This is a genomic window from bacterium (assembly GCA_029210965.1).
GTDB lineage: Bacteria > BMS3Abin14 > BMS3Abin14 > BMS3Abin14 > BMS3Abin14 > JALHUC01.
In genome coordinates this window covers 29,967-44,463 of the sequence record JARGFZ010000022.1, presented here as the reverse complement: position 1 = coordinate 44,463, position 14,497 = coordinate 29,967, and the positions used below count along the sequence as shown (strand labels likewise).

Sequence of the window (14,497 nt, the reverse complement as noted above, 5' to 3'; positions counted from 1 at the left end):
ATCACCAGTCACCAATCACGGAAGTTAACCTATTCACAAGCTCATGTTCCTCAATTGACAAAGGGTTATTCATCCGGGATCGAACCGTCGGTCGGCAGCATTGGCGACTCGTACGATAACGCTCTCGCCGAAACGGTGATCGGTTTGTACAAAACCGAAGTGATCCGCCGACGCGGCCCGTGGCGCAACCTCGAGGCCGTGGAGTTCGCAACTCTCGAATGGGTGGACTGGTTCAATAATAGGCGGTTGCTCGAGCCGATCGGTTACATTCCACCAGCTGAGTACGAAATGTTGTATTATCAGAGTCAGGAAGTCCCGGCTATGATGGCCGGACTCACGTAACGGAGCCTCCGGAAAAACCGGGGCGGTTCAAATGGAAGTTTGGTTTCTATTGCTCGCAATAGGATTCCCAATATCTTTCCGAACGGCGTGCTTTCAGTCGTCTTGATGTCATCCGCCAGATCCTTGACCGCCGGGATATAGATAGGGTCTGGAAGCATCGGAATAATGCTCTTATCAATTCCGGTCGGAAGAGGAAGGTCAACTGTTGACTTTTGCTCATCCGGTAGGGAGTCGGCAAGCTCCAGGATCTTCTGCCTCATGGCGTCTTGATTCATATTTGTATCGACCATATCGTCAAGTTCAGGGAAGGCTGCTGTTATCTTGTTAACGAATGCTTGTCCGGCACGTCCGTTTTTCAATAAGGTAGCTACGCTGTCGGGGGCAAACCGCTCTTCGGTGGGAATAAGCGTGCTGTAGAGAAGGGTACTTTTGCCATTTGTGTCATAGGAACGCACCAGGACAAGGCGACCGGCCTTTATGATTCCACGGACTCTAGTACGGTGTTCTTCAACAAGCCTTGCCAAATCGGCATTCCCAATATCTTCGAAGACAATCTCAATACGTATTGGCTGTGCCTCATCAAAGTAGTTGGTAGTGGAAAGTTTTGAACCTGAAAAGAACAGCGACAATGCCTGTAGAAAGGAGGATTTCCCCGAGTTGTTTTCTCCAATCAAACACCCGAAATGCGACAACGGAATGGACACGTCCCTGCGAGCTCGGTAGTTTGTAATGGTTAGTTTTGTCATTTGCATAAGAACTCTCCGTTTAAGTTAATATCACCTAATGCAAAACATCGCCTGCACACTCCGCCGCTGTTTCAACTGCTTTTCTATGTTCTCAATCAGCTCCTCATACTGTGCGTCGGTAGCATCCTGATGGTCGAACAGAACCGGCGTAATGTACTTTGTGCGATTATCTTGCTCCGAAAGGCTCTTTCTAGACATTCAGGCTCCCAACAGTCTTCAAAACCCTCCTGATAATATAGGAAAACCCTTAAGACGGGCAAGGAATCTCGGGAAAACAGGTTAATCACAACAACTTTAGAGTCTGGAGCAGTGAATGGCCTATAAACGCCTACTAAATACCCTTTACGGGCGCTCTCAGACTTCAGCAAACCATCAGATTTGTTCTGGGGGTGGAAAATAGGGTGGGAAAAGAAAAGGGCTCCCAGAGGGAACCCTTGATTTTTTGGTAGCGGGGACAGGATTTGAACCTGTGACCTTTGGGTTATGAGCCCAACGAGCTACCGGACTGCTCCACCCCGCAACAAAGAACTTGCTTAGATACCATCGCCGGGATGCTTTGTCAAGCGGCCACCGTGTTTAACGGTGGCCTTAACACTAAAATGCCAGCTCAGACGACCACAGTGCATTTTCGTGTCTGGATTCCGGATCGTAGCTCCGCTCCGTCCGGAATGACGGCTCTCACCTTTCTCCCCTTTACACTTTGGACTTTGGTCTTTGGACTGTCTTAATACCCCATCGCATACCCCGTCTCCAGGAGTGTGGCGAGGTTTCCCTGGTACACTGCTGAGCTTATATCACAAAAGGATCTCATCAAACTCCATATCGTAGAGGTTGATTCCCAGTTTTCGATCTCGCAGCAAATCTCCTTTGCCAAGTAGAATCTTGCAGATTTCCGCCGTTTCCATACTCGCAACCACTGCCGGTGTAAATGAAGGGCTGCCCAACTCCTGTTCTACCCCTTTGTCAGACGCCCAATTGCCGTAGATTTTCTGGAGAGTCACTTCACCCGGGAAGATGGTGCAGACATGCCCGTACCAGCCTGCAATTGCCCCATGAACCAGGGGAAGTTCCAGTTCACTACAGATCTCGGCCAGTTTTAGGCAAGTCGGAATGCTGTCCACCGCGGCGGCGACCACATCAATATTACCGAGCAGGTCCCGACCATTTTCCTTACCAAATGCCGCTTTGACCGGAAGCACCGTTACTGCCGGATTGACTTCAGCGACCCTCTCTGCCGCTTTTTCCGCTTTTGACTCACCTAATGCCTTCAGGGATGAAAGAACCTGGCGATTGAGATTGTGCTCTTCAAAAACATCGGGATCAATAGCGACGATCTGGCCCACGCCCAGGCGTGCCAGTTCTTCGATGATGTATCCCCCCAACCCCCCGCAGCCCACAACGGCTGCCTTGCTGCGGAAAAGCTGAAGCTGCTGCCGGGTTGAAATCATCCCCTGGTTGCGCTAATAGCGCAACGGAAGAACTCCTGCAACGAGGGACTCTTCCTCAACCTGGGCGCAGCTTATTGCAAACCGACTCATAACCTCGAGCTGGCTCTGCCAGTCAAGAAGCTCTTGAGAAGATCGTTTCCTGATATAAGACGTTACTGTAGCCATTGCCTGGAAATTCCTGTCCACCTAAGGGTCTGTGCGGGGTTCTCCAACAGGCGCCTGGAGTTGCGGCATCTCCGGTTCGAAGACGCTCCAGACCTTTTCCGACAACTGGGCAAAGAACTCCCGGGTAACCAGCCTGGGAAGCTGGACATTGGGGTTGGGGCGTTCAAAAAACCCGGGATGGCAGGGTGTACTCCCCCTTGTCGTAGCCCTGCTTACGCTCGAGCGCCAGCCCGAGCAGGAAAGCACGTCGTACCGCGGCTTCCATCTCCTCCCCGCTGATTTCAAGCCCGGTGGCTTCCCTGACGGCCTCGCCGACGAGGCGATGGCCGATCCCCACCCCGATGAACTTGCACAGGCCGATCATGTCATAACCGGTCATCAGCAAACCTTTTCCGGTTATGGCATCAACCCAGTAGTTAAGATCGGTTTTGCCCTCCCGGGCCAGCAGCAGGTAGGTGCCCATCGACATGCGGCCTCCGGCAATCGCCCAGGGGTAGCCCGGGTTGAGATCGGGAAGGTAGGCCGGCAGCTCAAGCCCTTTGACCTGCATGGCATAGCCGGGCTCCCCCGTCTGCTCCGAAAGGCGCCTGACGCCGCGCCCGACCTCGGGAAGCTCGCCGCGACCGGTCTGCTCAACCAGTATACAAATCTTTTCGTATTGGCCGAAGGTCACCCCACCGCATATCTGGCTCACGGGATGCCGTTCGTTGTATTCGAGCACATAGGCGATAGTGGTGCCCAGGGAGATGGCGTTTATGCCGTAGTGGTCGGTCAGTTTCAACATTTCGGCGATCTGGCCAGCGTCGTGGATGCCAAGGTTGGTGCCAAGAAGGTTGACGGGCTCGTAGTCTAAATTTGGCCACGAACTCCCCCGTTGAGCCGTCATGTTTGCGGCGGTGGATGTTGTTGTGGCAGCGGATGCCGCACCGGAAACAGGAGGCGCTCTTGACGTCGATCGTTTTTTCGACGTTCTCCCGGAATACCTGCTCGACCTCATCGTTCCCCTTGGGCCGGAAATTGTTTTCGGGGACAGCGTAAAAAGCCTGCAGTACCTCGTAGGAGGCCCAGGTACCCCCGTTGCCGCCCTGGCTGACTGGCTGGAAACGGGCCGAGCCCCCACCCTTGACGATCTCGATGTTGATATTCTTAATTCCAGGTGTGATCTTGTCAAGTTTGTCCGTACTCTGGGCGACCAGGGCGATCAGGTTCTTGTAGCCCATGAGGCTGCCCATGCCGCCACGGCCGGCAAAACGGCACTTGGCCTCTCCACTCTTGAGCTGGTTCACAGTGGAGAGCGCCACAGCACCCATGCTGACGTTCAGGTAGTTCTCGCCGGCCTGACCGATGGCGGCAAAGTGGGCGTCTCGGGGATACTCCATGTAAAGCGTCATGATCTTCTCGTGGGTGGAGGGCCCGAGCAGGTGATCGACGGGCTTTAGCTCCACCACCGGCCCGCTCTCGCCATCTTTGATCAGCGCATAGACCGGCTTGGGCGAACGGTTGTCGAAAACCAGCTCATCCAGGCCGGTCCATTTGAGCTTCGCTCCAAACTTCCCGCTGGCTGCGGATCACATGGCGGCCGGCAGTCCTTTTTTTGACCCCTTGAGGGGGCTGTAGGCAGAGAAATAGGTCCTCATCCCGGTCATGATGCTCGAGCCGGTCAACAGGCCGGTATTGACGATCAGAGGGTTATCATCGCAGTAGGCCTTCCGGATGTTCCGCTTGGCAAGCATCTGGAAAGAGCGGCCGAAACCGCCCAGCACCTCTGCGAGGTTCCGACAGGGAACATCTTCGAACCTGATCTCACCGCTTGCAAGGTCAACCGTACAGCGCTGAAAGAGTATTTTTGAAGGCTCCATGGTTGGATTCCTGGTTTGGATCAGCATGGGGAAACAGACTCCTTTTTTGAAAAATAATCACATTTGACAGGGTCGTAAAAAGTCCAATCCGGGACTTTTTACGAGATTGCCACCGTTGATTTGATTGTTTCCAGGACATCCTGGCGAAGAACCGGCCTTAACCACCGGCCACCACCGGCATTAACCAAAGGGTGTCGCCGTCGTGCAGCTGGCAATCGACGTGGCTGTGTCCTCCATTGATCATGACGAGACCCAGATGATGGTCGGAGATCCGCAGTTCTTCAACGACCTGACGCGCTGCCGTTCCCGCGGGGTATTCGAGAGAGACTTGCTAAAAGCGACCGATGCGCAGGGAAGCAAAAAGCTTGACCGTAACCTCCATCCCTAAACTCCAGGCGCCCCGGAAGTACTCATCCGGCTCAAATGCCCTTCGATCATCTCCCGGTAGGCATCCTCCTCACTGCCCCGGTAAACCAGGGATGAGGCAATTTCGCTGGCCAAAATAGCGTATTTAATTTTTTCCGGTAAGGTTGCAACACGCTTGCTGTATTTCCCGACTTTTTGAAGAAGGTTCGGTAGATGCTGTACAAGCGCCTGGCGATACTGCGGCTGGTCACACAGGTGGGGATTCTGCTCCAGGAAATCGAAGAGTCTGGCGTAATGAACGTTAATCTCGGAACTGAGACCGTCCGAAATTTCAGTATAGGAAAGGCTCCCTGCTGCCTGACGGTGCCGCTTGAAAATAAGCCTCGCCTCGTCTTCGGCCCGCCGGTTGAGAATGTCGATGACGTCCTCGACATATTGTTGTTTGTCGGCAAGAAACTCCTCATCACTCAGCATCAGATTGGCGATGATCTCGTATGAGGAAGAGATGACCCCGCATTTGTTGGCCGAAGCGTCGCGCATGATCACGATCCCCCGCTTCTGCAGTTCCAATCTGGCTTCGGGGGTGATGAAGGAGTTTGCCCCTTCGATGATGGCCCGGGTATTGGGGCGGCCGTCCTCGGCGAAAAAGCCGTGGCAATTTCCACAGTCGATGGTCTCGGGCCTCCCCCCGGCGGGGATGAACAGGTCGGCAGGGACGGTGAAGATGAGGGTGCTGTATTCGCGGTAGAATTCGTCGTTGGATACCCACATCTCCTCAAGTCCCGAGGCATTGCAAACGACCTTTTTAAACAGCTTTTTCATCCCCTCCTTACGCGGCTGACTTCGATAGAGGATAAAGCCGCCCGGGTGAAGAGCTTTCGGGTCGAAGGCCTGGAGATCGTCTCTGAGAATGATCCTGGCAAGGGCCTCATGCTGGACCCCCCGCGGATCATAAAGGGCGCAGGTGCCGTCGACGATGAGGGTTATTTTCACCTTCGGGCAGCGCTCAAAAAGCAGCTTCATGGCATTGCCGGCAACATCCCCGTTCGGGCCACCGGTGAATTTGACGGTAAATGGATCGGTGTGCATATTCAGGCCAAGCTCTTCCATGGTGACCTCAGCAAACCTTATCACCCCGGTCGAGGTCACCCCGAACTCCTTGTGGTTTATGCCGATTATTTTACTCGACATGATCCCGGCGCCAAGCAGGTAGCCCCGTTTGACCGCCTGGCGGGCGACCAGTTCGACCATCGCGTCGTGCATGTTTTCGTCAGGGCCCAGTTCTACCGGCTCGTCCTGGCCGTAATAATCGACCACCCGAGGATCCCTGGCCTTGCCATTCTCGGTGATGAGAATATCAAGGAAGGCATTGATGAAACCGTACTGGAGCTTGTAAAGGCGCTGCGTCACCGTTTTTTGATCCTTCTCCCCCCCGGCGTCGAGTACCGTCACCATCTTGGAACCCCCCTCGTAGATATCCTTATTCTTGAGGTGCTGGGTGTAGGCCAGAACAAAGTTTTCTCTGAAGAGGGTGTTGGCACAGGTGACATAGTCGTCGCGACCTTGGGTAATCAGCGTGCGCCAGCCACCGCGAGCGATATCGGTAAAGCCTATATGGTAGCCCGAACCGTAGCGGCCGGAAAAATAGGTGATCCGGTAGGGACGCTCGGGCGGCAGGTCGCAGGTAAACTCATCGTCAAGCTCAGCCAGATAGTCTGGATCAAGGCGAAAGGCCAGGGCATGCTTTTCCGGTACGAAAAAATTGGTCTTCAGGGTGTGACGGATAAAGTAGAGGCCGCAGCGGAAGACCGTCCGCCGGAATTCGTCCAGGAACCGGCGCCCTGTGTTGAATTTTTCGATAAGCTGCGTCGTCTCTTCGAGGGTCTGCAGGTAGAGCGACTCGCGGTCAGCCATGGTCGGATCGAACCGTACACGAAACAGTTTGACCAGCTGCAGGGATATGTCCGGGTGGTTGTGAAAGGCCCGCGTGACCCCTTCAAGATCGAAGCTGTCCGGGTGGTTATGCGCCAGATTGGTGTGGCAAAAACCAACGAAGGCCCGGATCAGGGAAGCCTCGGCGCCGGTGGCAACACCGTTGGTGATCAACTCCTGGTATGCCTCAGATGAGGCAGGCAGAATCTGCGTGTTGTAAAGCTCTTCTTTCAACCGCAGGAACAGCGCGGAATCCTTTTCAACCTTCTCGCCTCCCTGGGCGTTTACGTAAAAACCCGCCAGGAAATAAGGATGGACGCCGGTGCTGATGGTCAGGCAGTAGGCCCTCATGACCCCGAGCCGCAGACGATTAAAGACCTCCAGGATCTGCAGCAAATAACCTCCCTGCGGAGGATTGCCGACCCCGAAAAGAAGGCGTGATTCCGGCGCACCGCCCGGCCCTTCTGTCTCCTGAATATCCAGATATATCCCCCCGTGCAGCGTTGTCTGCTGGTAAAGCCATAGGATCCGGGCCACCCGTTCGGCGGGGGGAATCCGGACGTATTGCTCATTATTGAGCCAGAGGATGCTTATAAGCTTTTCCAGATCCTCGTGGTCGAAGCCGGGGTAGTCCTGTTTTAATGTCCTGGCAATGGCGTTTTTAGTCGGCCGGGGAATCAGGGGCTGGCCGCAGCGTGCGATCTCCTCATCCTCCTTGCGGTCGAAGGCAAACCGCAGCACCTCCAGAGGATGAAATGTCCCGGGAATGGGCGCATAGGAGGTGGTGATCTGGGCGTAGGAGATCTCCCTTTCCGGCAGGCTTCTCAGCGCCTGGTACACAGACCCAGGCACGCCTGTCTGCGCCAGCATCAGAAGCTTTTCACGGTCTACCAGAGTCAGTTTGCGGTTATGTCTCAGGTTGTGCAGGGCGGCAGCCAGGGCTGCGACCGCCTCCACCTCGTCCATGTTGGTGAGGAAGAAGTAGTGGTGCATCTGTTCCTTGAGCCAGGCCAGGTTCTCTTCCACATGGCCATGGTTGCGGCTGGCTGCCTCCTTGATCTGGTCAAACAGGCTGCCTTCAGAAACGGCGCTCATCTATTTTTCTCCTGAAAAACAGAAAAATTCGGCCGTGGGCAAACGGAATCCGGCATCTCTTCCGCGTCCGGGCCCCCCTTCCTGAGTCCCACTACTTGCCCAGAACCGCCGCCAGGGATTCCTCAAAGATTGCAATAGCGGTATCGAGTTGCTGGTCGGTGATCACCAACGGAGGCAGGAACCGCACCACATTACTGAAGATGCCCGCGCCCATGGTGAGCAGCCCCCGGTTGAAACACTCATGGATGATGGCCGTGGTCGCTTCCTTGTGGGGTGCCCTGGTCTGGATATCCTTGACCAGTTCGATGCCCACCATGGCCCCCAGTGACCGGATATCGCCGATCTGGTGGTACTTCTGCTGCAGCGCCTTGATCCTGGCGACGATCACCGAACCGATCTTCTCGGCCCGGACGGGAAGGTTCTCCTTCTCTATCAGGTCAATAGTGGCCAGCGCGGCAACACAGGAAAGCGGATTGCCGCCGTAGGTGCCGCCGATACGCCCTGGAGTAGGGCTATCCATTATCTCGGCCTTGCCGACCACGGCACTGAGCGGCATACCCGAGGCGATCCCCTTTGCCAGGGTCATCAGATCTGGGACCACCCCAAAGTGCTCCACAGCGAACATTTTCCCGGTCCGGGCAAAACCGGTCTGGACCTCGTCGGCGATAAAAACGATGCCGTGCTTTTCGCAGATGCTCTTCAGCCCAGGGAGGAATTCCATGGGTGGTACGATGAATCCACCTTCACCCTGCACCGGCTCGATGATCATGGCGGCAATATTGGAAGGGTCCGCTTCACTGACAAAAAAGCGCTCGAAATATTCCAGGCAATGCATGCCGCACTCGGGATAGGTGGACCGGTAGATACACCTGTAGCAGTAGGCAGACGGAACCTTGTAGACCTCGGGGGCGAAGGGGCCGAACTCGTGTTTGTAGGGCTTGACCTTGCTTGTCAGGGTCATGGTGAGCAGAGTGCGGCCGTGGAAGCCGGCCTCGAAGGCGATAATTCCGGGGCGATGAGTATGGGCCCTGGCGATTTTCACGGCATTTTCCACCGCCTCGGCACCGCTATTAACCAGCATGGCCTTTTTAGGGTGATCGCCGGGAGTGATATACACCAATTTTTCGGCGAGGTTCACGTAGGGTTCGTACATGCCCACCATGAAGCAGGAGTGCAACAGGTTTTCCGCCTGCTCCTTGATGGCGTTGACGACCCCTTCCGGGCAGTGTCCGGCATTGACCACGCCGATCCCACCGTAAAAATCGATATAGGTGTTCCCGTCAAGGTCCTGGATAACGGCCCCCTTGGCGTTCTGGACAAAAATCGGCGCAAGATTGGAAATCCCTCTGGCAACGTATTGCTCCTTTTTCTCAAGAAGGGACTTGGTCATCGCACCCTGGACTTGCCCTTTTTGGGGCATCTCATCACCTTTCAGCATTCTTCCGTTCTCCTTACTTGAACACATCTGCGAGAAACCGTTTTGTGCGTTCCTCGCGAGGGTTGCTGAAAATCTCTTTCGGCACTCCCTCCTCTATGATGAGACCATCGTCCATGAACACCACACGGTCGGCAACCCCCTCGGCAAAACCCATTTCGTGGGTAACCACGATCATGGTCATGCCCTCGATGGCCAGCCCCTCCATGACCCTCAGCACCCCTCCCACCAATTCGGGATCGAGCGCACTCGTCACCTCGTCGAAAAGCATCACTGATGGCTTCATCGCAAGAGCACGGGCAATGGCCACTCGCTGCTTCTGTCCGCCGGAAAGCTGCGCCGGATAGTTGTCCCGTTTCTCCTCCAGCCCTACTTTATCAAGCAATTCCAGCGCCTCGGTCGTGATCTCCTCACGGTTCCTGCGCAGCACCTGTGTCGGCCCCTCGATGATGTTCTCAAACACCGTCTTGTGGGGGAAGAGATTGAAATGCTGGAATACCATGCCCATATGGGTACGGACACGGTTGAGATGCTTCTGGAAGGCTCGCGGCGACAGATCTGTCCGGTTGACCCGTTCACCGTCCACTGTGACCTCGCCCCCCGTCGGGGTTTCCAGGTTATTCACACATCGAAGGAGGGTGCTCTTGCCTGACCCGCTCGGCCCAATCAGCACCAGCACCTCACTGCGCGCCACGTCAAGATCGATCCCTTTGAGAACCTCGAGCTTGCCGAAGCTTTTTCTCAGGTCTTTCAGGCGGATCATCGGTTCCATAGCCATTTGGATGTTCTCCGTGACACTCATGCGTGTCCCCAGGTGGTGCGGCGCTCGACATAGCCCAACAGCAGGGCGGCACAGGAGGTCAGTACCGCATAAAGCACAGCGGCCATCAGATACATCTCGAACGGTTTATAGGTGGACCCGATCAGGCGCTGAGCGGTCAAGGTCAGTTCGACCAGGGTAATGGTGGAAACCAGCGAGGAGTCCTTGATGAGGATGATGAAATTGTTGCCCAGGGGCGGAATGATCAGGCGCATGGCCTGCGGCAAGATAATGCGGCGCATGGTCAGTGCACCGCTCATGCCGAGAGAGCGCGATGCCTCACGTTGCCCCCTGTCCACTGCAAGGATGCCGCCGCGGATCGTCTCTGCGTTGTAGGCGCCGGTGTTCAAGGCAAGCCCCAACACCCCTGACCAGAACGGACTGAGATCGATCCCGAACTGGGGCAGGCCGAAGTAGATGATGAACAGCTGCACCAGAAGGGGCGTCGAACGAATGATCCAGACATAAAAGAGGGCTGGCCACCGCAGCAGACGGTTATGGGAGAGTACGGACAGGGCCGCCACCAGGCCGACAACCAGCCCGAGAACGAGGGAGATCACCGAGATCTCCAGCGTAAGCACCGCCCCTTTCAAAAGAAAGGGGAAATAGTGGATAATAACTTGCCAGTCGAGCATTGTTTTATTTCTCCCGTGACTGTTTCCTGCTTTGGCCTACATTCAACTCAACATTTAAAATCCCCTAAAAAGCCTGTGCGAAGCTTTTTACGAGCCCATCAACCTTTTCGCTGGTTGGTTCGCCAGTGCTTATCCCTGCAGGGGCACAGCCGGTTCTTCCCTGCAGGGATAAGCTTCCGAAAATGAATGATCAGCGTGCGTCGATCTTCAGATACTTCAGGCTGATGTCACGGTAGGAGCCGTCCTTCTGCATCGCTGCGATGGCCTCGTTAATGGCCGTCCGAAGCTTGGGATTTTCCTTGGTCAGAGCGATCCCCATCCGCTCTTCGTACAGCAGGGGACCGGCCAGTTTAAGCTGCGCGCCTTTTTCGGCGATCGCCATGGCGCCAACGATGCGGTCGGTGATGAAACCATCAAGACGGCCATTGGACATTTCAAGGATCATGTCGGGGACGCCCTTATAGGTGCGAACATCCACTCTGGCAAGGTTCTTCCGTACCCACTCCTCATAGGTGGTGCCGAGGGTTACGCCGACTTTCTTACCGTTCAGCTGGTCCGCCGAGGTAACCTTCGAGTCTTTGGCCACAAAGAGCTGGGCGCCGGAACGGTAATAGGGGTCCGAAAAGTCGATGGCCTCGAGACGTGCCTCGGTGATAGCCATACTGCCGCAGATCAAATTGTACTTGCCTGCCAGCAGACCAGCGATAATTCCATCCCAGGCAGTGGTCACAGGCTTGGGCTTTACGCCGATGCGTTTGGCGATCTCGCTGCAGACTTCAACATCGAAACCGGTCAATTTATTGTTCTCATCGACAAAATTGAACGGTGGGTATTGGCCGCTCATGGAAAAGCTTATCTCGCCCGCCTTGCGGACCTTGTCTAGCTCTTCAGCGGCGCTGGGGTTGGATACCATTAAGAACACGGCAACTAACATGGTGGACACTAGAACTTTGTACATGGGTTCCTCCTTCGTCTAGGGTCCCCCCCCGGAACTCGGGGGGAGACCATTTACATAACGGGTTACCGCGGAAAGCGCTAAGAACTCCGGGGGAAAAGTAATATATTCACTGTTTTCCCAACGATCTCTGCGGGCGCCGCGATAACAAGAGTTTTCTGCGATCTTTCAGCCCGTTCTTTCAATGATGGTCGCGATCCCCTGACCGCCCCCGATGCAGGCTGCGGCGCAGCCGAAGCGGGCCCCGCTGGCCTTGAGGATGCGGGCCAGCGTTCCCACCAGCCGAATGCCGGTGGCCCCAAGGGGATGCCCGATGGCGATGGCACCGCCGTTGACGTTGACCCTTTCGGGGTCAATTCCCAACTCCCTGATCGCATTAAGTACGACGATGCTGAAGGCTTCATTGATCTCCCAGTAATCGATGTCCGCGGGTTCAAGGCCAGCCTTCTTCAGCGCCATTCGCGCCGCAGGAACCGGGCCTGTACCCATCAGGGTGGGGTCGACGCCGGCAAAGCCGATGGATCGGATGGTTGCGAGGGGCTCAAGTTCCTTACTCTTGGCGGTTGCTCCGGACATCAGCAGGAGGGCACCGGCCCCGGCGTTCAGGGGCGAGGCGTTGCCGGCCGTGATGAGGCCATCGGGGCGAAATACCGGTGCCAGTTTCGCCATATCTTCCGGCTTGACGTTCTCACGAATGCCCTGGTCGCGGGCGACACTCATGACTTCTCCGTGGTCTTGTCGGGCCTCGACCGGAAGGATCTCGCCGTCAAAAAAACCCTCCAGCTGCGCCTTTGCCGCCCGTTGGTGGGAGCGGGCACCCCATAGATCGAGATCTTCGCGGCTGAAACCGCTCACGGCGCAGAGCTTTTCGGCGGTGAACCCCATGTGCATAGTCGTTTCCATGTCCCAGTGCCGGAACCGTTCCTCCCGGTAAAGGCGGGGGTTGACGGAAAGAGCGCCTTTCTCGAACAGGGTCGGACCGATGGGCACCCTCCCCATGTGTTCCATTCCGGCAGCCAGGACCACATCGGCATAGCCGGCGGCAATCTCCAGAAAACCGGTGTGGATCGCCGCCATGCCAGAGCCGCACTGCTGATCGATAAACCTGGCCGGAACCTGCGCCGGCAGGTTGGCGAGGAAAACGGCGGTGCGGCCGCCGCAGGTCCACTGCTCACTCACCCCCAGCGCCGAACCGACGATAAGATCATCCACCTCGGCGCCCTCGGTCCCGCTTCGCTGCAGCAATGCCGGGATCACCTCGGCCAGAAGGTCATCGGCGCGCAGCGTACTGAACCAATCCTTCCCCGGTTCGCTGAATTTCACTTTGGAGCAGGCTGTCCGCAAATAACCGGCGATCACCACGTTCCGCATTGAGGATTCTCCCTTGTTCATCGGCTCAGGATCACTCTGCCAGTTGGCACCAACGGGCGAGAAAAAGCGCATAAGCTCTTGCCACATGCAGGATGCTGTCGATTTTGACCCTCTCGTTGGCACCATGGACGTTCTCCGCCACCGGGCCATAGCAGGTCCCCTGCCCTTTTCCGAAAAAGTGGAAGGCCCGCAGGTCGGTAGTGCAGGTGGAGATGTAGGTTTCCGCATCCCGGCCGGTGAGGGTGTGATGGCAGCCGTTCAGGGCCGCCAAAGCCGGCAGTTCCCGACTGAGCGTGTGGCCTTCGGACCGGAAACCATAGAATTCCACCTCAGGCTGATTTTCCGCCAGCCATGGATCGGCTTGCACCGCCTCGTCCACCGCAGCCTGGATGCGGCAGCAGACATCCTCGTAAGGGGTGCCTGGAAAAAAGGAGAGGCGGCCATGGAATTGTGCGGCGGCCGGGACAGTGGAAGGCCAATCGCCTCCCTTGAAGATACCGATGTTCAGGTTGAGCGGGTGGCTGATATCGCGATAGGCATCGGGGCGTTCCTCACCGTTCATCACCTCTTCCAGTCGGCGCAGAGCGGCAATGATGGGATAGCTTTTTTCTATGGCGTTGATCCCCGCCGCTGTGGCCTGAACATGGCAGGACACACCACGCATTCGGACTTTGAACCATAGAACTCCGACCTGGCTGGTATACAGGGTCGGCCCGAACGGCTCGGGGATGAGGACCGCCTCGGCGTCGTAACCCGCGGCCAGACAGGCCAGCGCCCCGTTGCCGCAGCACTCTTCCTCGATGACAGCCTCCAGGGTCACCGGCGCGCGAAGGCCAAGGCCGGCTTTTTCCACAGCGTGGAGGGCGTAGGTCATGGCCGCCACCCCGCCCTTCATGTCTCCGGCCCCACGCCCATACAGCCAGCCGTCACGGGTCACGGGGTTGAAGGGGTCTGTGTTCCAGAATTCCACCGGCTCTGGACTCACAACGTCCAAATGGCCGTTCAGCAGAGCACTTCGACCACCAGAGCCATCCGCCGGACGCGTAGCAACCAGATTGAAGCGTCCCTCGTAGCCCCAGGGGACCGTGGCGAATCCGGGATGCGCTGCCAGTTCCACTGGATCGATGGGCACCCGAACCGGCTCCAGACCGAGGCGGTTGAGCTCATTTTCCATGACCAGCATAGCCGACGCTTCGTTCTTGAGCGTGCTGGGCTGTCGTACCAGTCGCCCGGCAAAATCGATGATATCATCGGCCAGGGCATCGACAGTGGTCAGTATTTTATTCTCCTGGGCATTCATTTGATGGGTGGGCTCTAGCTCCTTGGAC

The 14,497-nt window shown here is 56.4% G+C and carries 11 protein-coding genes, 1 tRNA gene and 2 pseudogenes; 2 read left to right on the top strand and 12 right to left on the bottom strand.

Annotation, left to right across the window (positions count from 1 at the left end; all coding sequences use genetic code 11):
* Positions 1-342: integrase core domain-containing protein (locus P1S59_09495; protein ID MDF1526484.1), on the top strand; the 342-nt coding region annotated here is incomplete at its 5' end.
* Here P1S59_09495 and P1S59_09490 read toward each other — a convergent pair.
* The 5 genes and pseudogenes from P1S59_09490 to P1S59_09470 all read right to left on the bottom strand — a co-directional run bounded on the left by P1S59_09490 (position 306) and on the right by P1S59_09470 (position 4,560).
* Positions 306-1,094, bottom strand: a complete 789-nt coding sequence (locus tag P1S59_09490; GenBank protein MDF1526483.1) for an AAA family ATPase — start codon at positions 1,092-1,094, stop codon at positions 306-308. The genes P1S59_09495 and P1S59_09490 overlap by 37 nt on opposite strands.
* 437 nt (positions 1,095-1,531) lie before the next feature.
* Positions 1,532-1,608 (bottom strand) — tRNA-Met (locus tag P1S59_09485).
* Between the two features lie 274 nt (positions 1,609-1,882).
* Positions 1,883-2,701, bottom strand: a pseudogene (locus P1S59_09480) (HesA/MoeB/ThiF family protein).
* A 163-nt stretch (positions 2,702-2,864) separates the two neighbouring features.
* Positions 2,865-3,587, bottom strand: coding sequence for an aldehyde ferredoxin oxidoreductase C-terminal domain-containing protein (locus P1S59_09475; GenBank protein MDF1526482.1), 723 nt, complete (start codon positions 3,585-3,587; stop codon positions 2,865-2,867).
* Between the two features lie 61 nt (positions 3,588-3,648).
* A pseudogene (locus tag P1S59_09470) lies at positions 3,649-4,560 on the bottom strand (aldehyde ferredoxin oxidoreductase N-terminal domain-containing protein).
* Between the two features lie 202 nt (positions 4,561-4,762).
* Here P1S59_09470 and P1S59_09465 point away from each other — a divergent pair.
* Positions 4,763-4,948, top strand: coding sequence for a hypothetical protein (locus tag P1S59_09465; protein ID MDF1526481.1), 186 nt, complete (start codon positions 4,763-4,765; stop codon positions 4,946-4,948).
* Here P1S59_09465 and P1S59_09460 read toward each other — a convergent pair.
* From P1S59_09460 to P1S59_09430, 7 genes are all read right to left on the bottom strand, one after another.
* Complete coding sequence (locus P1S59_09460; GenBank protein MDF1526480.1) at positions 4,945-7,953, bottom strand: NAD-glutamate dehydrogenase; 3,009 nt, start codon at positions 7,951-7,953, stop codon at positions 4,945-4,947. The genes P1S59_09465 and P1S59_09460 overlap by 4 nt on opposite strands.
* A 91-nt stretch (positions 7,954-8,044) precedes the next feature.
* Complete coding sequence (gabT, locus tag P1S59_09455) at positions 8,045-9,391, bottom strand: 4-aminobutyrate--2-oxoglutarate transaminase (protein ID MDF1526479.1); 1,347 nt, start codon at positions 9,389-9,391, stop codon at positions 8,045-8,047.
* A 13-nt stretch (positions 9,392-9,404) separates the two neighbouring features.
* Positions 9,405-10,151: an amino acid ABC transporter ATP-binding protein gene (locus tag P1S59_09450; GenBank protein MDF1526478.1), complete on the bottom strand. Its 747-nt coding sequence runs from the start codon at positions 10,149-10,151 to the stop codon at positions 9,405-9,407.
* A gap of 35 nt (positions 10,152-10,186) precedes the next feature.
* The gene (locus P1S59_09445) at positions 10,187-10,843 is read right to left on the bottom strand and encodes an amino acid ABC transporter permease (protein MDF1526477.1); all 657 of its coding nucleotides are present in this window, start codon (positions 10,841-10,843) and stop codon (positions 10,187-10,189) included.
* A gap of 190 nt (positions 10,844-11,033) precedes the next feature.
* The gene (locus P1S59_09440) at positions 11,034-11,801 is read right to left on the bottom strand and encodes an ABC transporter substrate-binding protein (protein ID MDF1526476.1); all 768 of its coding nucleotides are present in this window, start codon (positions 11,799-11,801) and stop codon (positions 11,034-11,036) included.
* 165 nt (positions 11,802-11,966) lie between these two features.
* Complete coding sequence (locus P1S59_09435; protein ID MDF1526475.1) at positions 11,967-13,169, bottom strand: acetyl-CoA C-acetyltransferase; 1,203 nt, start codon at positions 13,167-13,169, stop codon at positions 11,967-11,969.
* Positions 13,170-13,200: 31 nt separating this feature from the next.
* Positions 13,201-14,469 carry an ArgE/DapE family deacylase gene (locus tag P1S59_09430; GenBank protein MDF1526474.1) on the bottom strand — a complete coding sequence of 423 codons (1,269 nt, stop codon included), beginning with the start codon at positions 14,467-14,469 and terminating at the stop codon, positions 13,201-13,203.
* Positions 14,470-14,497: the final 28 nt, after the last annotated feature.

Bases quoted from the DNA above. Each gene is read 5' to 3' on its own strand.
- P1S59_09490 (MDF1526483.1), bottom strand. From the start codon at position 1,094: ATGCAAATGACAAAACTAACCATTACAAACTACCGAGCTCGCAGGGAC.
- P1S59_09475 (MDF1526482.1), bottom strand. From the start codon at position 3,587: ATGACGGCTCAACGGGGGAGTTCGTGGCCAAATTTAGACTACGAGCCC.
- P1S59_09460 (MDF1526480.1), bottom strand. From the start codon at position 7,953: ATGAGCGCCGTTTCTGAAGGCAGCCTGTTTGACCAGATCAAGGAGGCA.
- gabT (MDF1526479.1), bottom strand. From the start codon at position 9,391: ATGCTGAAAGGTGATGAGATGCCCCAAAAAGGGCAAGTCCAGGGTGCG.
- P1S59_09450 (MDF1526478.1), bottom strand. From the start codon at position 10,151: ATGATCCGCCTGAAAGACCTGAGAAAAAGCTTCGGCAAGCTCGAGGTT.
- P1S59_09445 (MDF1526477.1), bottom strand. From the start codon at position 10,843: ATGCTCGACTGGCAAGTTATTATCCACTATTTCCCCTTTCTTTTGAAA.
- P1S59_09440 (MDF1526476.1), bottom strand. From the start codon at position 11,801: ATGTACAAAGTTCTAGTGTCCACCATGTTAGTTGCCGTGTTCTTAATG.
- P1S59_09435 (MDF1526475.1), bottom strand. From the start codon at position 13,169: ATGCGGAACGTGGTGATCGCCGGTTATTTGCGGACAGCCTGCTCCAAA.
- P1S59_09430 (MDF1526474.1), bottom strand. From the start codon at position 14,469: ATGAATGCCCAGGAGAATAAAATACTGACCACTGTCGATGCCCTGGCC.